Below are 23338 nucleotides of genomic sequence, written 5' to 3'. Positions count from 1 at the left end.
GATCGATAGAGTTTTTTTTATTTATATTTATAGTAGACAAAAAAAGACGAGAACTTAAAGTTCTCGTCAGCATTATGGAGGGCAAATTTATTTTATTTACCAGTGAATTTAGCATGACGTTTCTCTAAGAATGCTGTCATACCTTCAGTTTGATCTTCAGTAGCAAATGTTTGTGCCCACATTTGTGTTTCGAAGTCGATAGCTGTATCCAATGGTAAATCAGCGGCACGGTCGATAACGTACTTGGCCATACCAACGGCAATCAAACCATTCTTCATGATTGTCTTAGCAATTTCTGTAGCTTTGCTGATCAATTCCTCAGGTGCAGCAATTTCATCAGCAACGCCTACACGGTAAGCTTCGTCAGCATCAATCATTGTACCAGTAGCAATCATTTCCTTGGCTTTACCACGACCAACAAGACGTGTTAGACGTTGTGTACCACCAAATCCAGGCACAATTCCAAGTGTTACTTCGGGTTGACCAAACTTGGCTTTATTAGAAACAATACGCATGTCACATGATGAAGCTAATTCAAGTCCACCACCTAAACAGTATCCATTAACAGCAGCAATTGTAAATTGTTTCAAGTTTTCAATCTTGCCAAATGAATTATGAGCTAGTTTTGAAAGTTCAGCGGCTTCAATAGGATTCATATCTCTCATTTGAGAAATATCTGCGCCAGCAACGAATGCCTTTTCACCTGAACCTGTAACGATCAATACTTTAATGGCATCTTCATTATTCTTAACAACATCAAGTGCATCACCGATATCTGTTAATGTAGCTGAGTTCAAAGCGTTTAGTGATTTTGGACGGTTAATTGTTAAAGTAGCAATACCATCTTTAACCCCTAGTAGTACATTTTCGAAATTTTTCATACCTGTTAATTCTGTCATGTTAGTAACATCCCTTCAAAAGTAGTTACCAGCAAGTACTTTCGAGATTCATACTAAAGTTAAATTTGAAAAATGCAAATTTTGAATGAAAAAGTTAGAAACCTAAATGCCGAAATTAAAGCATTTCATTTTTTGATAAAAATTTTTATTGAACAAAAGTTTGTGAAAAAATGCCTTTTTATATAAATGTAAACGCTGTCACTTTGGTAAATCGAGCCATTCATAACATAAAGTTATTGAGAGTATGAATAAATATCAATATTTACGCCAAAGATTTTCTCCGTTATAGTTCAGTTTGCTAAGTTAATTGCACGCTAAATAATTAAACAAATGATCTAAATTTTGACTTAGTAAAAACTTTGGGGGTGTTTTAAATGAGTGGAACGTGGGATGCTCGCTTTGCAGCTGAGTTCTTTGGAACTTTGATTCTGGTATTATTCGGAAATGGTGCGGTTGCCAATTCATTTCTAAAAGATACAACTGGTAATGGAGAAAACGGACAGGCCAACGGTGGTTGGATCTTCATTGCCGTTGGATACGGTCTGGGTGTTATGATTCCAGCCATGATGTTTGGTTCAATTTCAGGTAATCATTTGAACCCAGCTATTACAATTGCTCAAGCGGCAGCAGGAATTTTTCCATGGGCTAAAGTAGCTCCATATATTATTTTTCAATTTTTAGGTGCGATGGTAGGTCAATTATTAGTCCTAGTTATTTATTGGCCATACTATAAACGTTCCAAAGACGAGGGAGCAATCTTTGCTACTTTCTCAACCGGTGATACAGCAGGTAGTACTATGAATGGTTTTTGGACTGAAGCTATTGGTACAGCAGTTTTGACCTTCGCAGCAATGGGATTGTATCGTGGAATGTTCTTCAAGCAAAGTATTGATATTGCTAATATCGGTGTTGGTTTAGTAATTACAACATTAGTTATGTCAGTCGGTGGCCCAACTGGCCCAGCATTGAATCCAGCACGTGATCTAGGGCCAAGAATTGTACATGCTATTGTGCCAGTGCCAAATAAGGGATCTTCAAACTGGAATTATAGTTGGGTTCCAGTAGTAGCACCAATTACTGGTGCAGTTATAGGTATCTTTATCTATAAGATGTTCTTTGGATTATAAGATGAGAGAGCGAAACAAGCCTAGGAATTTCCGAGCATTACTTAGCGTTGTGAATTATTCGTGTATTTTACGAATGATTTACAATGCGTAGCTAAGCGGAAGAAATTGGTTTGTGCAGCTCGTTTCAAGATCAGAGAGCGGAACAGAGGCGGTCAGCCCACGAGGATTAAGACTACTTTACGCGTTGCTCGCGAAGCGAGCGACACGTAAAGTTGACTTAACCGGAATGGGTTGCCTCTGTATAGTTCGTTTCAAATAACAAAAAATAACACAATGACCAAAAACGGTCACGGTGTTATTTTTTTGTTTTTTTGAAGTGTTCAAAATATAGAATCAAAATGATCATTAAAATAGCAATATTTTATAACATGCAATATCTTGTTGTCTATTTTTAGCTTATTAAGCTGTGACTACTGGTATGACAGGATTATAACTGAACGTTATATAGTGGATAAACAAGTAATATTGGTTTGAATTATTGTAAAGGCTTACATTAGCAATTGAAGATAGTTATAGATGTCACAATGTGATTTAGCTATCGAGGTTTTCAATCAAAATGAGCGGAATTATTTTAAGTTATCAAAAAACATTTGAAAACTCTAAACGCCAGCGAGTACTTTCAATCAAATGTTAAAAGATAATAATTGACTTCATTCATTACATTAATTTATTTACAAAGGTGGAGTTGAATATGTCAGATACAATGGTAAAAATCACTGGAAAGCTTAAAGGAAACGTTGCTCGTTCAGTTAATCCAGAGGGTTGTCGTCAAGAAATACTTAATCAAATCGCCTATGTACAAGGTAAAGGTCACTATGAGGGTGCCAAGAAGGCTTTGATTATTGGGGGGTCATCTAGTTATGGACTTGCTAGTAGAATTACAGCAGCTTTTGGTCAAGGAGCTGACACAATCGGAGTTTCCTTCGAACGACCACCTCGTGATGAAAAGATGCTCGGAACTGCCGGTTGGTATAACAATATTTACTTCCGTCAAGAAGCTGAAAAGGCAGGATTGATTGGCAAGAACTTTATTGGGGATGCTTTTGCACAAGATATGAAGGACCAAGTTATCCAATATATCAAAGATAGTTTTGGTGGAAAGATTGATCTTCTAGTATATTCAGTCGCTGCACCTAAACGTACCAATCCTAAGAATCCGGATGAAACTTGGCGTTCAGTAATCAAAAGTGTTGGGAAATCTGTAACTGGTGAAAATATTAACCTAGAAGAAAATAAACTATTTGAACAAACTGTCGAATCAGCCACAAACGATGAAGTGGAAGCAACAAAACACGTTATGGGTGGAGAAGATTGGGAGATCTGGGTTGATGAATTGAAACAAGCCGGAGTTTTAGCTGATGGTTTCAAGACAATCCTCTATTCATATATTGGACCAAAGAGTACATATGATTTTTACCATGAAGGAACTTTGGGAGCCGCTAAAGACGCTGCCGAAGAGTCATCACATAAGATTCAAGACAAAATCAAGGATATTAATGGTGAAGCTCTAATTTCTGTATCTCGTGCCGTTACTACTAAGGCATCTGTTGTTATTCCTATTTTCCCAATGTATTGTATTGCACTTTATAAGATTGAAGAAGAAACAGGAACACATGAGACACCAATTATGCACAAGGATCGACTTTTCCGTGACATGGTTTATGGAAATAATCGTGAAGTAGATGACAGAGGTCGTTTGCGTCCAGATGCATGGGAACAACGTGAAGATATCCAAGAAAAAGTTTCTGAATTGATGACAAAGATCACACCTGAAAACTTTAATAGTTCTTTAACAGGCTATGCTGAATTTAGAAGAGAATTCATGCAACTTAATGGTTTTGAAGTTCCAGGAGCTGACATTGATACTGTAGATTTAGATGAATTAATGAAATTGAGACCATAATATTTTTTCGAATAGCATCTTACCTATAACTTTCAAAGCAGTAGGTAGTTGTGATCGATGAGTTAGAAAAGGATGGGGTGTTTTTAATGACTGTACAATTTATTAACAGTGAAAAGGCTGCAGAGCTTATTCCTGATAATGCAACCATTGCTTTGGAAGGATTCTTAGGTTCAGATGTTGCTGAAGAGATCCTCGAAAATATTCGTAAGAGATTTGATAAAGAAGGTCATCCAAAGGACCTAGAAGTATGGCATGCATCAGGTATTGGCGATGGTAAAGACAGAGGTACTAACAATTTTGCCACTAAGGGATTATTAAGAAGATTAGTTGGTGGACATTGGGCTTTAGCACCAAAACTTGAACCATTAGTAGAAAATAACGACTTTGAGGCATATAACTTCCCTCAAGGTGTCATGTCACAGATTTTCCGTGATTCAGCTGCTCATAAGCCTGTTCAAATTAGTCGAGTTGGCCTTGGAACATTCGTCGATCCAGACATTGAGGGCGGTAAATTAAATGCTGCAGCTAAAAAAGACGATTTAGTTTCTAAGATGAAGATCCATGGTGAAGATTACTTAGCATATGAAGTACCAAAGCCAAACGTAGCTATCTTGCGTGGTACTTATGCTGACGAAGATGGTAATATCACTTTTGATGATGAACCTTTAACTTTGGAATCAACTTCTATTGCTATGGCTGCACATAATAATGGTGGTAAAGTCTTTGTTCAAGTTAAGAGAATCTTGAAGAAAGGTTCAATGAAACCTAAGGATATTAGAATTCCAGGATTATTGGTCGACTATGTTGTAGAAACTTCAGATGTTACTATGACACAACAAAGTACTGATACACAATTTAACCCTGACTATGTTAACCAAGCTGTTGTTAAAGCAGCTGGTGCTATCAACGTGCCTCTTGATGCTAAGAAGGTTATCGCTAGACGTGCTGCAATGTACAAGAATGAAAACGATAATATTGTTAACTATGGTATTGGTAAATATCCAGAAACTGTTTCTTTGATTTTGAAAGAAGAAGGAGCTGCTGAAAATATTACTACAACAGTTGAACCCGGAACCTTTGGCGGTGTTCCTATGGGTGGTGGTGACTTTGGTTGTGCCATTTCACCAGAATCAACTATTGATCAACCATATATGTTTGACTTCTATGATGGTGGTGGGATTGATATTACTTTCCTAGGCCTTGCTGAATTGGACAAACTTGGAAATATCAATGTTTCTAAATTTGGTCCAAAGATTGCTGGTACTGGCGGATTTGTTAATATTACTCAAAATACTCCAACCGTTGTCTTTACTGGAACATTTACAGCCGGTGGCCTAAAAGAAGAAGTTAAAGATGGCAAATTACATATTATTCAAGAAGGTAAATTCAATAAATTAGTAAATAATGTTGAACAGATCACATTCTCTGGTCCAGTTTCACATGATAATAAACAAAATGTTTACTATATTACAGAACGTGCTGTCTTCCAGTTGGTTGACGGTGGTATTGAGTTGATCGAAATTGCTCCAGGTATGGATCTACAAAAGGATATCTTGGATCACATGGACTTTAAGCCAGAAATTAGTGATGACTTACGTTACATGGATGCACGTATTTTTGAAGAACCATTAATGGGTAGCGTTGACAACCATCCCGGTGAAAAAGTGGCACAAACTGTATAGGATAAACTTGGCAAATATAAATAACAAAAACGATCATATGGTTATTTCTGCCTAATAAAAAATGTCTAATCCACCTAGGTGAATTAGACATTTTTATTTTAAAGGCTATTCATTTTTATTTTTAAAGTAATTGACGAACCAGTCTTGAGTATATTTAACAGCAGCATTTTGATAAACATCTTTAAGACTGCACATACTGATTCTCCATGGAAAAGTTGGGTCGAAGTCACGATGTTCAATATTAGTTCCGGAATAATTTTGACCAATTGGTGAGGCAATAATTCCAACAGTATCATCTAGTTCTGAACAGATGTTTAAAATAAGATCCCACGAACTAGTTTTAAAGAAGTAATTAGGGCTGAGATCTTTTTGAGAAAATTTTTGGTTAGTTTGGAAAGTAACCATGAAACTATCATCTAAAGTTACTAGTTTTTCTTTAGCAACTTCTTCAAAAGGAATAGGACCTTTAAAATCGTGGAAACGATGATTTTTGTTGAACCAAACCGATACGGAACCGTCATAAATAGTTTTTTCTTTTATAGAAGGGTAGGTAGCAGGCGAAACCAGAACGGCAAGATCAATTTCTTGTAAAATGAGCTTTTTCTGTAATTCATAAGCACCTTTCTCAACTATTTGTAAATCAATTTGGGGATTTTCTTGAATGAACTTCGGTATTGCACGATTAAATACAGTTGAAATAATAACTGGAGCAATTCCAATTTTGACCGTACCGCGTTTTATATCAGCCCTTTCGTGAAGACTTTTAAGTAAGTTATCATAGTCCTTACTAATTGTTCGACCATGTTTAATCAAATCTTCACCGGTTGGAGTTAGGCCTGTGATGCGACCTTTGCCACGAGTGAAAATCTGAATCTGTTCAACATTTTCTAATTCACTAATAAGTTTACTCAGTGCTGGCTGTGAGACATTTAAAACACGAGCACTCTTAGTGAGATTAAAGTCATTGTCAACTATTGTTAACAAATACTGGATTTGGTGAATATCCATAATGTAGTTCCCCCTTTAAAGTTATAGCTATAATTGGTCTATACGTGTAACCGCTTACAATCATAGCAATAAAACTTACAATATAACAAAAAATTATAGTAGTGGTTTCATATTTAATTATTTAGATGAATTAGTAATTCAAAGAAAGTATGAGGTATGCGAAATGCAATTTATTACAAGTGATGGTGTGCGATTAGAATACGATGACGTTGGACAAGGTGAACCAATCCTTATTATGACGGGATATGCTGGATATAAAGAAATTTGGCGTTCCCAAGTTGAAGTTTTAAGTCAACATTATCGAGTCATTAATTTAGACCGAAGAAATCATGGACGGTCTGAGACAACTACTAAAGGATTACGCATGAGTCGCCAAGGAAAAGATGTTGCTGAATTATTAGATTATTTGAAAATAAATAAGATCAGTATGATGGGTAATTCTATGGGTGCTGCAACAATCTGGGCATATTGTTCACTCTATGGTGATAAGAGGATCGATAAAATAATTAGTGTCGATCAATCACCAAAGATGATATCTGATGCAAATTGGCCATATGGTTTATTGAATCTTAACTGGGATAATTTTCCTAATGAAGCTGAAAAAATGTACCAAGTTCATACGACTTATCGAAATATTGATGATGAAACTTATAAGTTGGTTAAGTCAGTTCAAGATGGTAGAAAGTTTGACTACGTCTTGAATCGTCCATTGTTATTTGATCATGCTTTTCAAGATTGGCGAGATGTCATCAAGGACATAAAGGTACCGGTTCTGTTTCTTTCTGGAAAAGAAAGTCCTTTTTGGTCACCTGACCATGCGATTGCTTCAGCAAAACTTTGTAAAAATGGTACAGCAATCGTCGTTCCAGATTCAGGACACATAATAATGTCCGAACAACAGGAATTGTTTAATACGATCATGCTGGATTTCTTAGAAAAATAATTAATGAAAATTGTTTTAAATAGATACAAACTACTATACTTAAATTATACGATTTTTCTGGTTAAAATGTAGTTTGATATTTATAATAAAATAAGTCTATTATTTGAATACAATAACTAAAAATTGTAATGCTTAATTTTTGATAAAAACCAGAGCAATAAAGAACGTATATAGATACTATAACTTTAAATTATGCAAATGTTATCGTAATATCCAAAAATAAATATCTTAAAATGACATATATCAACAATAAAGCTAATTTGATGAATTCAAGCAAAAAAATGCTTTACTGTTTATCATAATAACCATAATAGCTAGTTATACTACGTAAAAACGTTGATATAAAAGCGGTAGTGGCTATAATTTATCAACAATTGCCACAAAAATCAGGTAAACGCTTACAATTGCTGAATTTACAAAAAGCTGTTAAATCAGCATTTTTGATAATTTAATAAATAGTAAAAATTTGAACGTAATTTGCAATTAGAATAATCGCTTGTATTATAAATTGTAGGAGCGCTCGAGAGATTAAAGAAATGGTTTTCACAAGTAATCGTTTGCATAATAAAAATTATTGCAAACGAAAATCAATTTTCAATATTTAGCCTAGGAAAATGAAAATTGATTTTAAAACTATGAATTTCATTTATGGATTTGGTTATCACTTAATTTTCTATTGGAGGATGTTAAAAATGAATGAAGTATGTAAACTTTTAGGAATCAAATACCCAGTTGTACAAGGAGCTATGCAAGAAGTTGCTACTGCTGATCTAGCAGCTGCCGTATCAAATGGTGGGGGCCTTGGTATTATCGCTGCTGGTGGTAAAACACCTGAACAAGTAAGAGCAGAAATTCAAAAGGCTAAGAAATTAACTAATAATACATTCGCCGTTAACTTGATGTTGATGGATCCTAACACACCAGAAGTTGTTAAGGTCGTTATCGATGAAGGCGTTAAAGTTGTCACAACTGGTGCTGGTACACCAAAGCCATATATGAAAGATTTGAAAGCCGCTGGAATTAAGGTATGTCCTGTTATTCCTAACGTTAAAATCGCTAAGAAGATGGAAGAAATGGGTGCTGATGCCGTTATTGCCGAAGGTATGGAAGGTGGAGGTCACATTGGTGTCTTGACTTCACAAACTCTCTGGCCACAAATTGCTGATGCAGTTTCAATTCCACTTATCGCTGCTGGTGGTATTGGTGATGGACGTGGTGTTGTAAATGCCTTTGTTGCTGGTGCTAAGGGTGTTCAATGTGGAACAATCTTCTCAATTGCTAAAGAAAGTCCTGTTGGAGATAACTGGAGAAAATTAGTTATTGATGCTACTGATACATCAACAGTTGTTGCTGGTGCCACAATCAAAGATGCTTCACGTATTATCAAGAACAACATTGCTAACAAATTGACAGAACTTGAATTAGATCAAGTATCACGTGATGAATTCAATTCAGTTATGAATGAAGGCTTGAGAAACGCCGTTCAAAAAGATGACGTTGAAGATGGCTTGGTATTTAGTGGACAAGTTTCAGGCCTAATCAAAGAATCATTACCAGCTGGAGAAATCGTCAAGAAATTAATGGATGAAGCACAAGAAGTTCTTAACAAAAAAATTGAATTAGCTTAAAAGAAAGTAAGATTTAGATTTATGTTAGGAGTTAATAAAAGTTAACTTAGTATTTGTCGTCAGGGATGGTGGCAATTGTGGGACTACTAAGCTAGTCACACCTCTTTCATAAATCCTATATGGAGAGGTTAAAATGACAGAGAAAAAATATATCTTATCAATCGACGAAGGTACGACAAGTACAAGGGCAGTAATTTTTGACCATGAGGGAAATAAAGTGATTGATTCACAAAAAGAATTCACACAATATTTTCCAGAACCAGGTTGGGTAGAACATGATGCTAATGAGATTTGGAACAGTGTTCTATCAACAATAGCCGATGCATTTATTGAATCAGGTGTTAAACCTAGTCAAATTAGTGGGATTGGTATTACTAATCAACGTGAAACAACCATTATATGGGATAAAACAACAGGGTTACCTATTTATAACGCAGTTGTTTGGCAATCACGTCAGAGTTCAAAGATTGCTAATCAATTGATTGAGAAAGGCTATAAGGATCAAATTCATGAAAAAACTGGATTGATCGTTGATGCTTATTTCTCAGCTACTAAGATTCGTTGGATCTTAGATCAAGTTCCAGGTGCTCAAGAGAGAGCCGAAAAGGGAGAATTACTATTTGGAACAATTGATACATGGTTAGTTTGGAAGCTTACGGGTGGCAAACAACATGTAACTGATTATTCAAATGCCAGTCGTACGATGTTGTTCAACATTAACGATTTGGACTGGGATGACGATATTTTAAAGATGTTGAATATTCCTAAGATTATGCTCCCAGAAGTAAAATCTAATTCTGAAATTTATGGACGTACAGCAACATATCACTTCTATGGTAGCGAAGTTCCAATTTCTGGTATGGCTGGTGACCAACAAGCTTCATTATTTGGTCAATTAGCTTTTGAACCGGGAATGGTTAAGAACACATATGGTACAGGTGCTTTCGTTGTTATGAATACCGGTGATACTCCAAAATTATCTGCTAACAATCTTTTAACAACGATTGGATATTGTATTGATGGCAAGATGCATTATGCTCTAGAAGGAAGTATTTACGTTGCTGGATCAGCTATTCAATGGCTACGTGATGGAATGAGACTATTTGAACATGCCTCAGAGTCACAAGCTGCAGCTGAGAAGTCTAATAACGAAAATGAAGTCTACGTTGTACCAGCATTTACTGGTTTAGGTGCCCCATATTGGGACTCAGACGTGAGAGGTTCAGTTTTTGGATTAACACGTGGAACTACTAGAGAAGACTTTATTAAGGCCACACTTCAATCATTGGCTTATCAAAGTCGTGATGTTATTGACACAATGAAGCTTGATTCTGGAATTGATATAGCAAAATTAAAAGTTGATGGTGGTGCAGCCAACAACGATTATCTAATGCAATTCCAAGCTGATATTCTCAACACTGAAATTGATCGTTCAGCTAACCTAGAAACAACTGCCTTAGGTGCAGCGTTCTTAGCTGGATTAAGTGTCGGGTATTGGAAGAGTATTGATGATTTAAAGAATATTCATGCAACAGGTAAAATTTTCAAACCAGCAATGGGTGCAGATGAACGTGAACATCTATACACAGGTTGGCAAAGTGCTATTAAATCAGCACAAAGTTTTAAAAATTAAAATGCATTGCAGATGATCAAATTGATTATCTTTTGCGTAGTAACGAGGGACGAACTATGACATTTTCAATTAAAAGTAGAGCAGAAGAAATAAAAAAATTAAAAACTAGAAGACTTGATTTACTAATCATTGGTGGTGGTATTACCGGAGCAGGTGTTGCTCTACAAGCTAGCGCTGCTGGTATGAGAACAGCTTTGATTGATATGCAAGACTTTGGAGCTGGTACTTCATCAAGATCAACACGACTAGTTCATGGTGGGATCAGATATCTCAAGAGCTTTGATGTTGAGGTTGTTTCTGATACGGTCCAAGAACGTGCAGTTATTCAACATGTTGCACCACACGTAACTAGACCAGATCCAATGTTGCTACCAATTTATGATGAACCTGGAACGACATTCTCAATGTTTTCTGTAAAAGTTGCCATGGATCTATATGATCGTTTGGCAGGAATCAACGAATCAGAACATTTGAAGAAGTATGCTAATTACACTTTGAATAAAGAACAAGTATTGAAACTAGAACCACAACTAAATCCTGAAAATCTTGCAGGTGGTGGAATTTATCTAGATTACTTGAATAATGATTCTCGTTTGGTTATTGAAAATATTAAGAAGGCTCATGAACTCGGAGGACTTATGGTCAGCCGAATGAAGGCAGTCAAGGTTATTCATAATCAATTTGGCAATGCATGCGGTGTAACTGTTAAAGATATGATCAGTGGTGAAGAGTTTGATGTTAAAGCCAAGATCGTTCTTAATGCTTCAGGTCCATGGTCAGACTTTGTTAAAGATTTGGATGACAAGCATGATCAAGCTAAGACTCAAATGCGTCCAACTAAGGGTGTTCATTTAGTCGTTGATCAATCTAGATTGAATGTACCAAAGCCAACATACTTTGGATCAGGTACTAATGATGGTCGTATGATCTTTACAATTCCAAGAGATGGTAAGACATACTTCGGTACAACTGATACTGACTTTAAGGGTGATTTAACACATCCTAAGGTAGAACAAGGCGATGTTGACTACTTATTAAAGATCATCAACAAGAAGTATCCAGAAGCTCATATTACACTTGATGATGTTGAATCAAGTTGGGCTGGTGTAAGACCTCTTGTTGCCGAAGAACCTGCTCCGGTAGATGATAAAAAAGAAGAAAAGCCAGATGTAGTTTCTGGTGCTAGTGATTCTGGTAGTCATAAGTTGACTGCTTCTCAAGTATCTAGAGGTAGCTCATTGAAACGTGCTGATGATGGTTTGATTACCTTAGCCGGTGGTAAGTTGACTGACTATCGTAAGATGGCTGATGGTGCTATGAAGATGATTATTGAAATTATGAATACACAATATGCTCGTGATTATAAGCCAGTTGATTCAGCTAATATCAAAGTTTCCGGTGGTGACTTTGATTCAAATCACGCTGAAGAAGAACTCAAAAAGTATGCTCAAGAGGCTGTTGCCGCAGGTGTAGATCCAGTCGGAGCCGAGAAGATGGCAAATATCTTTGGTTCAAATACTGAAGAAGTCATTGCTGAAGCTAAGGATGTTAAACCAATTGCTGGATTGAGTTTGGCAGAAACTTTGAGTTTGCACTATTCAATGGAAAATGAAATGACTCTAACACCAGAAGATTATCTCTTCCGTCGTACAAATAACTTACTATTTAACCATGACGAAATTAAGAGCATTAAAGATGGTGTAATTAGTGAAATGGCTAAATACTACGATTGGACAGATGATCAAATCAAGGATTATACAGAAAAGACAAACGAATTAATCAGTGAAGCTGAATTGGATTATTTGAAAGAAAATGAATCCGTTAAAGCATAATAAACTGATTAACTTCTGAGAAATTTTGTTATTGGGAGTTGTATTATGTCGAATTTTACTAAGGTCTATCATGCATTAGGTACAGAGATTAAATTGACTGTTTTTCAAGAAGGGCAAGTACCAGCTCTTGATAAAGCCTATGAATTGGTTCAATACTGTGAAGACTTATTGACCGTCAATCGGACAGAGTCAGAAATTATGTCGATCAATCATGCTTCTGGAAAGTATGCAGTGCCTGTTTCTAAGATTAGTTATGATCTAGTTAAGGAAGCGGTACGGGTTAGTCAAGAAAATCATGGCTTTAACGCAGCTATTGGACCCTTAGTAAAACTTTGGCACATAGGATTTTCCGATGCGGAAGTTCCGAGTGATAAGCAAATTGCTCATCGTTTAAAATTGACTAATCCTGGACGTATTATGTTAAATGATAAAGATCGGTCAGTTTACTTATTAGATGAAGGAATGGAGCTTGATTTAGGTGGAATAGCCAAGGGATATATTGCTGATGCAATCAAGGAACTATGGCTGGAAACCGGAGTCGATCAAGGAATTATTGACCTAGGGGGAAACGTTCTTCTGGTAGGCCAGAGCACGCATGAGAGTGGCTTTTGGAACGTAGGCGTTCAGTCGCCCTTTGATACAAGAGATGATTATTTAGGAGTCTTAAAAACACAAGATTATTCAATTGTGACCTCTGGTATTTATGAAAGATTTTTAAATAAGAAAGGTCACAGTTACCATCACATTATGGACCCTAAGACGGGATATCCAGTAAAAACTGATTTAGTGGGTGTCACGGTTGTAAGTCCGAGATCAATCGATGGCGAGATTTGGTCTAGCTTAGGATTTTATAATGATTATGAAGGTACTTTGGAATTATTAGATAATGATTCTATAGGTTTGATTTTTGTTTACAAAGATAGAACGATTCGTTTAACGGATAATATAAAAAACAGATTTACGCTTACTGATCATTCTTTTAAATTGGATTGATCAAAAAACACCCATATTCTCAACGATATGGGTGTTTTTATGTGTTTTTAAGAATAATAAATTTTTTACAATAATATTACCACACGTTTTTTTTATTAAGTGTTTAATAATTACCTGCAAAAAAATATTTTTATATTTAAATTACCTTTTATGAAATATAAAAATTGGTCTATACCTGTATTTTCTCTATATAACTACTTTCTAGTAGATTTCATAGACTTATAGGTGAGCTAATTACCCAATTGGTTTTTATAAATATATCAATTGCACTATTTATGGTGCATACATTAGGTGTTGTGGAATTTTTGTAAGCGCTTTATAGTTTGTTGTGAAAGCAGGGGATAAATAGAAAAGCTGATTGGAGGTGTAAATGGTGCAATTAACAGATAGGGAAATCAAAATAGTCTATCTATTGTTGAATCGGGATGATCCAATTACTATTCAAAGGCTTTCGGATATATATGGTGTAAGTGTTAGAACAATTAAATATGATTTAAAAGATTTGAAAGAATGGTTTAAAGAAGATAATCAAGTTTTTCAAACTAAACCTCACGTTGGCATTTGGTTAAAAAATGAGTTAACTGTGAGACAAGAAATTAGGAAACAATTAATTGGTCAAACGGGATTTGAGTATTATCCAGCTCCACAAAAAAGAATACTACAAATAGTATTTTTACTTTCATTGACAGACCAGACTGTTACTTTACAACAGCTTCAAAATAAATTAAATGTCAGTGAAAGTACGATGTTGAATGATTTGGACAAAATAAAAGAAAATTTGCGGACATTTGATTTACATCTAAAGCATAAAGATTTTTATGGATATACCTTAACTGGTAGCGAAATCTCAATTAGATCATATATGGAATCTTCAATACAAGATGTGATCTCAAAATTTGATATATACTCGGTTATTCACTTATTGCAATTAAATTCTAATGAGGTTACTGGATTATTGCTAGGTCTCAATAATGAATTTGAATATATCCTAAAAAGAGTTTTGACACATGCTAGCAGGCTAATTGATAAAGATAATTCAGAATTAGATTATAACGATATATTAACTATTTCTTGTCGATTAGCTATCTCTATTGCTAGGTTAAGTATTAATAAACCGATTAACAGTTACCAAGAGATAAATTTTAATGATGTTAAGCTTGATACTTTTGATTTTCAGCTCTTTAAACGAATGTTTGATGAATATGATTTTCCATTGTATCAAGACGAATATCAATATGTTATAAACGGTGGTCAAACGATTCCTCAAGATGATAATTTGGTAACTCTAACAAAGTTGATTATCAATGAAGTTAGCGAGGAAGTTAACCAGCCATTCAGTGAAGATAAGCAATTATTCGATAGTTTGTTATCGCACTTAATGAGCAAATTTAATAGCAAATATCAATTTACCAATGAATATAATCCGTTTGTAAAAGATATCAAGACAAATTATCCAGGTTTATTCAATGCTTTGTATAAGGTTTGTATCAAAGAGGTTTCTTCAAGTCCAACAATAGTAAATGATTCCTTCGTTTCATTTTTAGCTTTGCATTTTATGGTTTCAGAGCAAAGGATTCATAACAATCAAAGAAAAGTGAGAGTTGTTTATGTTTGTTCAACAGGTTTAGGTGTTACTAATCTGATACAACAAAAAATAGAAGAAAATATTCCGAACATTGAAATTGCTGGTTTTACTTCACTCATTGCCGCAAAAAAGCAAATAAACAAACTTAAACCGGATTTGGTAATTAGTATCTTCGACTTAACTGATCTGAATGCACCGTTAATTCAAGTTAGTCCATTACCTACTAGCCAAGATATTGAGCAAATAAAAAATAAGGTAGCGAATATCTTAAAAGTTAATCCTGATACTTTAAAAAAGGAACCTGATTCTTCGATAACAAAAATTGAAAACAATGCTTCATTTAAAAAGTTATCCCGAGAAATGATAATGACAATGTTTTCGATTTATGAGGATGTTATGAATTTATTGAAATATAAGGTTTCTGATGAATATAAAGATGCTTTAATGCTTCATATATTTATGGCAATACATCGAATTAAATTCAATGAACAATATAAAGATACAAACAATATTCAAGCATCGAATCAAGTGATCAAGAAGCAATTAAAGGAAACATTTAATCAGTATGGATTAGATATTAATGAATCAGAAATAAACGCAATATTAGAATATGTACATTTATCTGATACTAGGAGGGGTCAAGTTGATGCAAAATAAATGGGATATTCCCGAGATAGCCAAAATTATTAAAGAATCAAAATATCCGGATGAAACATACAGTATTTTTAAATTTGCAATGAAAGAACTCACGACGAATCACTTGAATCTAACTGATCTCCAATTGACTGTATTGGCAAATCACTTAGGAGAGATGGTAATGAGATCAAAAGATAATCAATCATTAGATCCAGTTGATGAATCATTATTCAGCGGAGTGTCTGATACGGCGTTAAACATTGCTAAAGATATTACTAATAAAATCGGAAATTTAGCACCATCAGAACCATTTGTTTTATCAATACATTTTGAAAATGCTATAGAAAATAATTAGGAGGAATTTATTATGATTAAAGTTGTTATTGCAGACAGAATGGGTAAAGGCCAAAAAGTTGCTAAAGGAATTGAAGATGCAGGTGGGCAAGCAATTGTTGTTCCAGGAATGGGAGCCGATATGCGTCTAGGAAAAGTTATGCATGATGAGAATGCCGATATGGGAATTTCATTCTGTGGTTCAGGCGGTGCAGGTGCTATTACCGCTAATACACAATATGGATATCCTGAAAGACATGGTATGAGATCAATTCAAGAAGGCATCACAGCTATTCAAGAAGGAAAAACAGTTCTTGGATTTGGATTTATGGATAAGGAAGAATTAGGCAAGAAGTTACTTGAAACTTTTGCAAAACAATATCCTGACAAGGCATAAAGATAGAGCTTTAATTTGGAGGGTGAAAGAAATGAGTTCAGAGTTGAATAAAAAATTTGTGAAAACAGTTCGTGTCTCTGGTGATGGCGAAACTAGGCAGCGTGCGTTTGCCAGTGCTTTAAATAATATTCGTAATGAAGTTATTAAAGATGAATCTCAAGTAACCTTACAAATAATTCCTAAGGAAGTCAGAGTACTTTATGCAGAAAGAGTCTCTTATCAAGAAAAGTTTCTGTTCTTCTTCTTTAAGAGAACCAGAGTTAATTACAAATTAACTCTGGATGTAGATGTTGAATTAAATGCTGTTAAATTGTCTGATATTAATTTTATTGATAATGAAATACCGTCACCAGATCATATAAATATACCTGATTTCACGAAATTATTAAGGGGCGATAAATAATGCAAATATTAACAATCTTAATTGAGTCCATAATTGTTGGACTTGCTGTTGGATTTGCTGCCGGTGTTGGTGCTGCTCGTATGTTCAATGCACCAACAGTTCAAGCTCTAGGTGCATTTAGAACGCTTGGAGAAATGAATGCCGCAGAAGGCGATCCAGCTTCTCACTTTTCATTTGGATTAGGTTTCTTCTTCAATGCATGGGCATCAACAGTTGGTGCTGGTGCTTTTACACAGGATATAACTCATCGTGTTATTCCAAACTGGGCGGCAAGTATTCTTTTATTAAAAAATAAAAACGTTGCGGAAACAGTCCACAATCCTAAAAAGATGGGTATTGTTAGTGGAATTATTGGTGCAGTCTTGGTTCCGTTTTTAAATGTAACTTCAGCATCAATTCCCGCATCGTTACAAGTTACAGCGGTTAAAGTTTTGGTTCCAGCCGCAGATACATTGATCAATATGGTTATGCCTATTCTTTTCTGGTTAGCTGCCATTGATGCTGGTCGTCGTTCTGGATTGTTTGGAACAGTATTTGGCGGTGTAGCCGCTTTAATAATGGGCAATGCAGTTCCTGGTGTTGTTTTAGGAATTTTAGTTGGTAAAGGTGTCGATGAATTAGGTTGGACGAGAATTACAAGAATCATTCTTATCGCCACAATAGCATTGTTTGTTTTGAGTGGTTTCTTCAGAGGATTCGATATCAACATGTTGAAGGCGTTTAAAGTCGGAATTCCAACATGGTTGAACAATATGCATTCAGTAGTGACACCAAAATAATTAAAGGAGGAAATAACTCATGCAAGATGATTTGAAAGATCTAGAACATGCAAAAAGTTTCTGGTACGCAGATTGGTCATTTCCTATTATTGTCGGATTAATGTCCATGGGTGTTTTTGCCGGAACATCAATGTATGTAAATTATGGAGTGGGTGCCTTTAATGAAGTTGCTATTGTAGCCATGTTGAAGGCTGGATTAACTGGTAAGTCATTTGGACCTGCCGCAGCATTTGGTGCAAGTTTCTTATTTGCTCGTGTTTTGGAAGGTTCACTTGTAGGTATCTTGGATTTAGGTGGTTCGATTTTAACTGGTGTTGGAATTGGTATTCCAGCAATTATGTTAAGTATGGGACTAACTGCCCCTGTTAAAAACTTTCCACTAGCTTTACTTACAGGATTAGTGATTGGAATTATTATCGGTTTGATAATTTTCTTTGTTCGTAAGTATACGGTTGGACAGTCAAATGCAACTTTTGGAGCTGACGTTATGATGGGTGCTGGTAATGAAACTGGTCGTTTCTTAGGACCATTGATCATCTTGAGTGCCATTTCAGCATCAATTCCAATTGGTATCGGTGCAACTGCCGGAGCTGCTATATTCTATGCTTGGAAGAAACCATTGCCAGGTGGTGCAATCTTAGGTGCAATGCTTTTCGGCTTCTTCTTCCCAATTGCAGTTTAATTACCAATAATAATGAAATAATTTATATTTAAAAATTTGAGGTGTAATTATAATGGAAGATTTATATATCAAGAATGGTAAAACAGAACGTAATCAACCAATTGAAATTGCAATTACAAATGGAAAAATTACGGCAGTCGGAGAAAAATTAGAGGGAATAACTGCTAAAAAGACGATTGATTTACATCATGAATCATATGTAACTCCAGGATGGATTGATGATCATGTACATTCTTATGAAAAGCTAAGTCTCTATTATGATGATCCCGATAAAGATGGTTATTTAACTGGGGTAACAACGGTTATTGATGCTGGTTCAACTGGTGCAGACAATATTCGCGATTTTTATAAGATTACTCGTGATAAGAAAACTAATGTTTTAGCAATGATTAATATTTCTAAGACTGGTATTTTGGCTCAGGATGAGTTAGGCGATATTACTAGAATTCAAAAAGCTCCTCTTTATGATGCAGTGAAGGAATTACAAGATTTCATTGTTGGTATTAAGGTAAGAGAGAGTCATTCAGTAGTTGTTGATAACGATGTTAAACCACTATTGGAAGCTAAAAGATTTCAGGCACAACTTAATTTACCAATTATGGTTCACGTTGGAGCTAATCCCCCAGAATTAAAAGATGTCTTAAACTCAATGTCTAGAGACGATATCTTAACACATGCCTATAATGGAAAACCTAATGGAATGTTAGATAAGACTGGTCATATTAAGGACTTCGTACTCGATGCTTATGATCGTGGTGTGATTTTTGATGTTGGCCATGGAACAGACAGTTTTAACTTCAGAACTGGAGAAATTGCACGTGATGAAGGCTTGATTCCTAAGTCAGTAAGTACCGATATTTATCATAGAAATAGGGCCAATGGTCCCGTTTATGATATGGCAACGACTTTGGAAAAGATGTTGTTGATTGGCTACTCACTACCAGAAGTAATTAGAATGGTAACTTGGGCTCCAGTTGATAATTTCAACTTACAAAGCAAAGGTTCTCTACGTTTAGGATACGATGGAGATCTAACAATTTTCAATGTTGAAAAAGGTGAAAAAGTCTTAACGGATTCAAATGGAAATCAAAGAAAGACAGATACGCTAATCAAACCTATTTATTCGGTTATTGCCGGTAATGAATATTCAATTGGAGGAAAGTAAATTGGCTGAAGATATTTACAGTGAATATGGATTAAAGAAGGTTATTAATGCTAGTGGTAAGATGACAATTTTGGGTGTTTCACAAGTGCCTGAAGATGTTATTGATGCTCAACAATTTGGTGATACACATTTCTTTGAAATGGCAGATTTGGACGTTCAAACTGGAAAACATTTAGCAAAATTATTGGGTGCAGAAGATGCAATCGTCGTAAATTCGGCTTCAGCTGGTATTGCAATGTCTGTTGCAGCTCTAATTGGTCAGGGGAGTATGTATCATGTTTATCATGCAAATGATCCACGTTTTGAAAAACGTGAAATCATTATGCCTAAAGGTCACAATGTCGACTATGGTACTCCAGAAGAAGTAATGATTAGTCTTGGTGGAGGACATGTTGTCGAAGCTGGCTATGCTAATATGTGTACCCCAGAACATATTGAAATGATGATAACTGATAAAACAGCAGCAGTACTTTATGTAAAGAGTCACCACACAGTTCAAAAGAGTATGCTATCCGTCAAAGAAGCTGTAGAAGTAGCTCATAAAAATAATTTGCCATTGATTCTTGATGCTGCTGCAGAAGAAGATATGAAGAAATATTTGGATCTAGGCGTAGATATTATTATCTTTAGTGGTGCCAAAGCACTAGAAGGACCAGCATCAGGCTTAGTTTATGGTAAAGCTAAGTATATTAATTGGATTCGTCTACAAAAGAAAGGTATTGGCCGTGCCATGAAGATCGGTAAGGAAAATATCTTAGGTTTAACTGCGGCAATTGAACGCTATCTCAAGATTGGACCAGAAGATGGTGAACATATGCGTCAAAGATTAGCACCATTCTTAAAAGATTTAAATGAGGTTCCTGATATTGAGGCTAAGGAAGTTCAAGATGGTGCAGGTCGTGAAATTTATCGTGCAGCCGTGACCGTTAAAGAAACTTCTAAGAAAGACGCTAAAGAAGTAACTAAAGAATTAAAGCAAGGCGATCCTGCTATTTATACACGTGAATACAGAGCAAACGAAGGTATTATTGAATTTGACATTCGTGCAGTTGATGCGAATGAAATGAAAGCAATTGTAAATAGATTACAAGAAATTCAAAAGGACTAAGGAGCTTATATAAAGATGAAACTAATTCCTAATTATTATAAAGATAGAGTTGCTATTAATGTACTTGCAGGTTCTGTGGAGAATGCTAAAGATATTTATGCCGCAGCTGAAGGTCACACAGTAGTCGGAGTTTTGACAAAAAATTATGATACAGACGAAGCTGCCATTGAAGATATGAAGAAGTATCAAGCAGAAGTTGAAAATGCTATTTCAGTTGGTTTAGGCGCTGGTGATCCCAAGCAAAGTCAAATGGTTAGCCGCGTATCAAAAGTTTTGAAACCACAACATGTCAATCAAGTATTTACAGGTGTTGGAACATCACGTGCTTTGTTAGGTGAAGATGAAACAGTTATTAATGGATTAGTTTCACCAACCGGAAAAGTAGGCTTGGTAAATATTGCTACAGGTCCTTTAAGCAGTCAACAACCTGCTGCTGAAGTTCCAATTGAAACAGCCATTGCCTTATTAAAAGATATGGGTGGAACAGCAATTAAATTCTTCCCAATGGGTGGTTTGAAACATGAGGTAGAGTTCAAAGCCGTAGCTGAAGCTTGTGCTAAATATGACTTTAATTTGGAACCAACTGGTGGAATTGACTTAGATAACTTTGAAGAAATTCTACAAATTGCGGTTGATGCCGGAGTTAAGAAGATTATTCCTCATGTATATAGTTCAATCATTGGTGATGACGGCTTAACTAGACCAGAGGATGTTAAGAAGTTGTATGAAATTGTTAAAAAGGTATTGGGATAAAGTTATGAAAAGTAGCAATTTAAGTATAAATACTTGGGTTGCTACTTTTTTGTACAAAAAAAGCAAATTCACATCGTTATAACGATATGAGTTTGCTAAAAATTACTCAAAATTTTTCTTTCAGTTTGTAAACCATATTCAATCCATTCTTGACGTTTCTTATCGTCAATTCTAAATACAGGAGCACTAATGCTAAATCCACCAAAGATTTGATTTCCCTTGATCAGTGGAAATCCAATACAATAGACGCCTTCCTGATTTTCAATATCATCGATGGCGTAACCATCTTTTTTTATTTCAGTAATATTATTCAGAAAATCTTCACGAGTAACAATAGTATTTGGGGTCTTAGGTTTAAGAGGTGTTTTATTAAGATAGTCAATTAATTTATCATCTGGATAATGTGCCAGAATGGCCTTTCCCATTGCAGAAGAGTACATATCCATAGCACCACCCAATTCCAAATCAAAATGAATACTATTAGTACTTTTAGCTCTGGCTAAAAGTACTACTTTATCATCTTCAACGATGCCAAGATTGACTGCTTCTGTAGTTTTGTCCCGTAAATCATTTAAGAATGGGGTCGCTATCTTAACTAAATCAAATTCTTGAGCGACTTGATCGCCATATTTCAAAAATATAGTACCTAAGTAATACTTCTTTATAGTCCCATATGATCTTACAAATCCACAATATTCAAGAGTTTGTAAGATTTTAAGAACAGTGGGTTTAGAAATTTCAACATTCATACTAATTTCTTTTAACCCAGGTGCAGTTTTTGAATTGGAAATAAAGTCTAAGATTTCCTTTGCCTTCAGCAAAACGGTGCCATATAGATGTTTTTCAGCCATTATAATGCCTCTCTTTTCTTACATTATACCTAATATTGGACTATATCAGATTAGTAAAAAATATGAAAGGGCTTGCAAATGGAGAAATAATGATTTACACTTTATTCATAAATAAGAAATGAGGTTTCTTATTAAGAAATGCAAAAACTTTTAGGAGGATTCTGAAATGTCAGAAATTCATGAAACAGCAGAAGAAATTCGTCAACACGAAGAGGAACTAAAAAATAATTTTGGTATGAGTAAGTTTAGTCTAAAAGGTAAAGTTGCTATCATTACTGGTGGAAACACGGGCTTAGGACAAGGTTATGCAATTGCTATGGCTAGAGCGGGTGCTGATATTTTTATTCCTACATTTGGTAAAAAGGAATGGGACAACACACGTGAACTAATCGAAAGTCTTGGTCAAAAAGTAGAATTTATGGATTTGGATTTGACTGCTCCTGGTGCTGCTAAAAAAGTTGTAGATACTGCAATTGATAAATTTGGACATATTGATATCTTGGTAAATAATGCTGGTATGATCAAACGTAATCCAATTTTGGAATCAAAAGATGAGGATTGGGATCGAGTAATTAATATTAACTTGAACGCCGTATATCACTTATCACTAGAAGTTTCAAAAGTATATGCTGAACAAAAATCAGGAAGAATTATCAATATTGGTTCAATGCTTTCATTCCAAGGTGGTAAGTTTATCCCTTCATACACAGCTTCAAAACATGGTGTTGCTGGTTTGACAAAAGCATTTGCATCAGAAATGGGTGCTTATAACGTTACTGTTAATGCCATTGCACCTGGATACATTAAGACTGAAAATACTGCTCCAATTCGTGCAGATAAGTCACGTAACGATGAAATTCTTGGAAGAATTCCTATGGGTCACTGGGCAGAACCATATGAATTGATGGGACCTGCAGTATTCTTAGCAAGTGATGCTGCTGCTTATATCAATGGTGCAATTATTCCTGTTGATGGTGGATATTTAGTACGTTAATTCA

21 protein-coding genes are annotated in these 23338 nt (G+C 35.3%); 18 read left to right on the top strand and 3 right to left on the bottom strand.

The genetic code is table 11. From position 1 onward, the window contains the following. Positions 1-92 precede the first annotated feature (92 nt). Positions 93-899 (bottom strand): enoyl-CoA hydratase-related protein, encoded by an 807-nt coding sequence (locus LAB100_RS06035; RefSeq protein ID WP_246001274.1) that lies wholly within the window; start codon positions 897-899, stop codon positions 93-95. Between the two features lie 374 nt (positions 900-1273). Here LAB100_RS06035 and LAB100_RS06030 point away from each other — a divergent pair, with 374 nt between their 5' ends. From LAB100_RS06030 to LAB100_RS06020, 3 genes are all read left to right on the top strand, one after another. Further along, positions 1274-2026, top strand: coding sequence for an MIP/aquaporin family protein (locus tag LAB100_RS06030; RefSeq protein WP_119325441.1), 753 nt, complete (start codon positions 1274-1276; stop codon positions 2024-2026). A gap of 691 nt (positions 2027-2717) precedes the next feature. Beyond that, complete coding sequence (fabV, locus tag LAB100_RS06025) at positions 2718-3929, top strand: enoyl-ACP reductase FabV (protein WP_119325442.1); 1212 nt, start codon at positions 2718-2720, stop codon at positions 3927-3929. A gap of 86 nt (positions 3930-4015) precedes the next feature. Then, positions 4016-5611 carry an acyl CoA:acetate/3-ketoacid CoA transferase gene (locus LAB100_RS06020; RefSeq protein ID WP_119325443.1) on the top strand — a complete coding sequence of 532 codons (1596 nt, stop codon included), beginning with the start codon at positions 4016-4018 and terminating at the stop codon, positions 5609-5611. Between the two features lie 105 nt (positions 5612-5716). Here the strand turns inward: LAB100_RS06020 and LAB100_RS06015 are convergent, their stop codons facing one another. Next, positions 5717-6619 (bottom strand): LysR family transcriptional regulator, encoded by a 903-nt coding sequence (locus tag LAB100_RS06015; RefSeq protein WP_119325444.1) that lies wholly within the window; start codon positions 6617-6619, stop codon positions 5717-5719. 163 nt (positions 6620-6782) lie between these two features. On the opposite strand from LAB100_RS06015, the gene LAB100_RS06010 reads away from it, so the two are divergent. The 14 genes from LAB100_RS06010 to dagF all read left to right on the top strand — a co-directional run bounded on the left by LAB100_RS06010 (position 6783) and on the right by dagF (position 21489). Further along, positions 6783-7562 carry an alpha/beta fold hydrolase gene (locus tag LAB100_RS06010; RefSeq protein WP_119325445.1) on the top strand — a complete coding sequence of 260 codons (780 nt, stop codon included), beginning with the start codon at positions 6783-6785 and terminating at the stop codon, positions 7560-7562. A 692-nt stretch (positions 7563-8254) separates the two neighbouring features. Beyond that, positions 8255-9190, top strand: coding sequence for a nitronate monooxygenase (locus LAB100_RS06005; RefSeq protein WP_119325446.1), 936 nt, complete (start codon positions 8255-8257; stop codon positions 9188-9190). Positions 9191-9323: 133 nt separating this feature from the next. Next, complete coding sequence (glpK, locus tag LAB100_RS06000) at positions 9324-10823, top strand: glycerol kinase GlpK (RefSeq protein ID WP_119325447.1); 1500 nt, start codon at positions 9324-9326, stop codon at positions 10821-10823. A 56-nt stretch (positions 10824-10879) separates the two neighbouring features. After that, positions 10880-12655 (top strand): FAD-dependent oxidoreductase, encoded by a 1776-nt coding sequence (locus LAB100_RS05995; RefSeq protein WP_119325448.1) that lies wholly within the window; start codon positions 10880-10882, stop codon positions 12653-12655. Positions 12656-12700: 45 nt separating this feature from the next. Further along, the gene (locus tag LAB100_RS05990) at positions 12701-13648 is read left to right on the top strand and encodes an FAD:protein FMN transferase (protein ID WP_119325449.1); all 948 of its coding nucleotides are present in this window, start codon (positions 12701-12703) and stop codon (positions 13646-13648) included. A 370-nt stretch (positions 13649-14018) separates the two neighbouring features. After that, positions 14019-15890 carry a BglG family transcription antiterminator gene (locus tag LAB100_RS05985; RefSeq protein ID WP_119325450.1) on the top strand — a complete coding sequence of 624 codons (1872 nt, stop codon included), beginning with the start codon at positions 14019-14021 and terminating at the stop codon, positions 15888-15890. After that, the gene (locus LAB100_RS05980; protein WP_162894142.1) at positions 15880-16224 is read left to right on the top strand and encodes a transcriptional regulator; all 345 of its coding nucleotides are present in this window, start codon (positions 15880-15882) and stop codon (positions 16222-16224) included. The genes LAB100_RS05985 and LAB100_RS05980 overlap by 11 nt, the downstream gene beginning before the upstream one ends. A gap of 12 nt (positions 16225-16236) precedes the next feature. After that, entirely contained in the window at positions 16237-16599 is a 363-nt protein-coding gene (locus LAB100_RS05975; RefSeq protein ID WP_119325452.1) for an SFCGS family glycine-rich protein, read from the top strand. Positions 16600-16630: 31 nt separating this feature from the next. Next, the gene (locus LAB100_RS05970) at positions 16631-17002 is read left to right on the top strand and encodes a DUF4312 family protein (RefSeq protein ID WP_119325453.1); all 372 of its coding nucleotides are present in this window, start codon (positions 16631-16633) and stop codon (positions 17000-17002) included. Further along, the gene (locus tag LAB100_RS05965) at positions 17002-17781 is read left to right on the top strand and encodes a DUF4311 domain-containing protein (RefSeq protein WP_119325454.1); all 780 of its coding nucleotides are present in this window, start codon (positions 17002-17004) and stop codon (positions 17779-17781) included. Before LAB100_RS05970 ends, LAB100_RS05965 begins: the two co-directional genes overlap by 1 nt. 19 nt (positions 17782-17800) lie before the next feature. Further along, complete coding sequence (locus LAB100_RS05960) at positions 17801-18463, top strand: DUF4310 family protein (RefSeq protein ID WP_119325455.1); 663 nt, start codon at positions 17801-17803, stop codon at positions 18461-18463. A 52-nt stretch (positions 18464-18515) separates the two neighbouring features. Further along, positions 18516-19628 carry an amidohydrolase/deacetylase family metallohydrolase gene (locus LAB100_RS05955; protein ID WP_119325456.1) on the top strand — a complete coding sequence of 371 codons (1113 nt, stop codon included), beginning with the start codon at positions 18516-18518 and terminating at the stop codon, positions 19626-19628. 1 nt (position 19629) lies between these two features. Further along, entirely contained in the window at positions 19630-20736 is a 1107-nt protein-coding gene (locus tag LAB100_RS05950) for a DgaE family pyridoxal phosphate-dependent ammonia lyase (protein ID WP_281273979.1), read from the top strand. A gap of 15 nt (positions 20737-20751) precedes the next feature. Beyond that, on the top strand, positions 20752-21489 hold the full coding sequence (gene dagF / locus LAB100_RS05945; protein WP_119325458.1) for a 2-dehydro-3-deoxy-phosphogluconate aldolase: 738 nt from the start codon (positions 20752-20754) through the stop codon (positions 21487-21489). Between the two features lie 95 nt (positions 21490-21584). Here dagF and LAB100_RS05940 read toward each other — a convergent pair whose 3' ends face one another. Then, complete coding sequence (locus tag LAB100_RS05940) at positions 21585-22340, bottom strand: IclR family transcriptional regulator (protein ID WP_119325459.1); 756 nt, start codon at positions 22338-22340, stop codon at positions 21585-21587. Between the two features lie 166 nt (positions 22341-22506). On the opposite strand from LAB100_RS05940, the gene kduD reads away from it, so the two are divergent. Further along, on the top strand, positions 22507-23334 hold the full coding sequence (gene kduD / locus LAB100_RS05935; RefSeq protein ID WP_119325460.1) for a 2-dehydro-3-deoxy-D-gluconate 5-dehydrogenase KduD: 828 nt from the start codon (positions 22507-22509) through the stop codon (positions 23332-23334). Positions 23335-23338 lie beyond the last annotated feature (4 nt).

It is taken from the genome of Companilactobacillus musae (assembly GCF_003967595.1).
Lineage (GTDB): Bacteria > Bacillota > Bacilli > Lactobacillales > Lactobacillaceae > Companilactobacillus > Companilactobacillus musae.
The sequence above is the reverse complement of the archived record's forward strand: the minus strand, read 5'-3'. Positions and strand labels throughout refer to the sequence as shown.

Excerpts from the sequence above, each read along its gene's own strand:
- LAB100_RS06035 (WP_246001274.1), bottom strand. The coding sequence starts at position 899 with ATGACAGAATTAACAGGTATGAAAAATTTCGAAAATGTACTACTAGGG.
- LAB100_RS06030 (WP_119325441.1), top strand. The coding sequence starts at position 1,274 with ATGAGTGGAACGTGGGATGCTCGCTTTGCAGCTGAGTTCTTTGGAACT.
- fabV (WP_119325442.1), top strand. The coding sequence starts at position 2,718 with ATGTCAGATACAATGGTAAAAATCACTGGAAAGCTTAAAGGAAACGTT.
- LAB100_RS06020 (WP_119325443.1), top strand. The coding sequence starts at position 4,016 with ATGACTGTACAATTTATTAACAGTGAAAAGGCTGCAGAGCTTATTCCT.
- LAB100_RS06015 (WP_119325444.1), bottom strand. The coding sequence starts at position 6,619 with ATGGATATTCACCAAATCCAGTATTTGTTAACAATAGTTGACAATGAC.
- LAB100_RS06010 (WP_119325445.1), top strand. The coding sequence starts at position 6,783 with ATGCAATTTATTACAAGTGATGGTGTGCGATTAGAATACGATGACGTT.
- LAB100_RS06005 (WP_119325446.1), top strand. The coding sequence starts at position 8,255 with ATGAATGAAGTATGTAAACTTTTAGGAATCAAATACCCAGTTGTACAA.
- glpK (WP_119325447.1), top strand. The coding sequence starts at position 9,324 with ATGACAGAGAAAAAATATATCTTATCAATCGACGAAGGTACGACAAGT.
- LAB100_RS05995 (WP_119325448.1), top strand. The coding sequence starts at position 10,880 with ATGACATTTTCAATTAAAAGTAGAGCAGAAGAAATAAAAAAATTAAAA.
- LAB100_RS05990 (WP_119325449.1), top strand. The coding sequence starts at position 12,701 with ATGTCGAATTTTACTAAGGTCTATCATGCATTAGGTACAGAGATTAAA.
- LAB100_RS05985 (WP_119325450.1), top strand. The coding sequence starts at position 14,019 with ATGGTGCAATTAACAGATAGGGAAATCAAAATAGTCTATCTATTGTTG.
- LAB100_RS05980 (WP_162894142.1), top strand. The coding sequence starts at position 15,880 with ATGCAAAATAAATGGGATATTCCCGAGATAGCCAAAATTATTAAAGAA.
- LAB100_RS05975 (WP_119325452.1), top strand. The coding sequence starts at position 16,237 with ATGATTAAAGTTGTTATTGCAGACAGAATGGGTAAAGGCCAAAAAGTT.
- LAB100_RS05970 (WP_119325453.1), top strand. The coding sequence starts at position 16,631 with ATGAGTTCAGAGTTGAATAAAAAATTTGTGAAAACAGTTCGTGTCTCT.
- LAB100_RS05965 (WP_119325454.1), top strand. The coding sequence starts at position 17,002 with ATGCAAATATTAACAATCTTAATTGAGTCCATAATTGTTGGACTTGCT.
- LAB100_RS05960 (WP_119325455.1), top strand. The coding sequence starts at position 17,801 with ATGCAAGATGATTTGAAAGATCTAGAACATGCAAAAAGTTTCTGGTAC.
- LAB100_RS05955 (WP_119325456.1), top strand. The coding sequence starts at position 18,516 with ATGGAAGATTTATATATCAAGAATGGTAAAACAGAACGTAATCAACCA.
- dagF (WP_119325458.1), top strand. The coding sequence starts at position 20,752 with ATGAAACTAATTCCTAATTATTATAAAGATAGAGTTGCTATTAATGTA.
- LAB100_RS05940 (WP_119325459.1), bottom strand. The coding sequence starts at position 22,340 with ATGGCTGAAAAACATCTATATGGCACCGTTTTGCTGAAGGCAAAGGAA.
- kduD (WP_119325460.1), top strand. The coding sequence starts at position 22,507 with ATGTCAGAAATTCATGAAACAGCAGAAGAAATTCGTCAACACGAAGAG.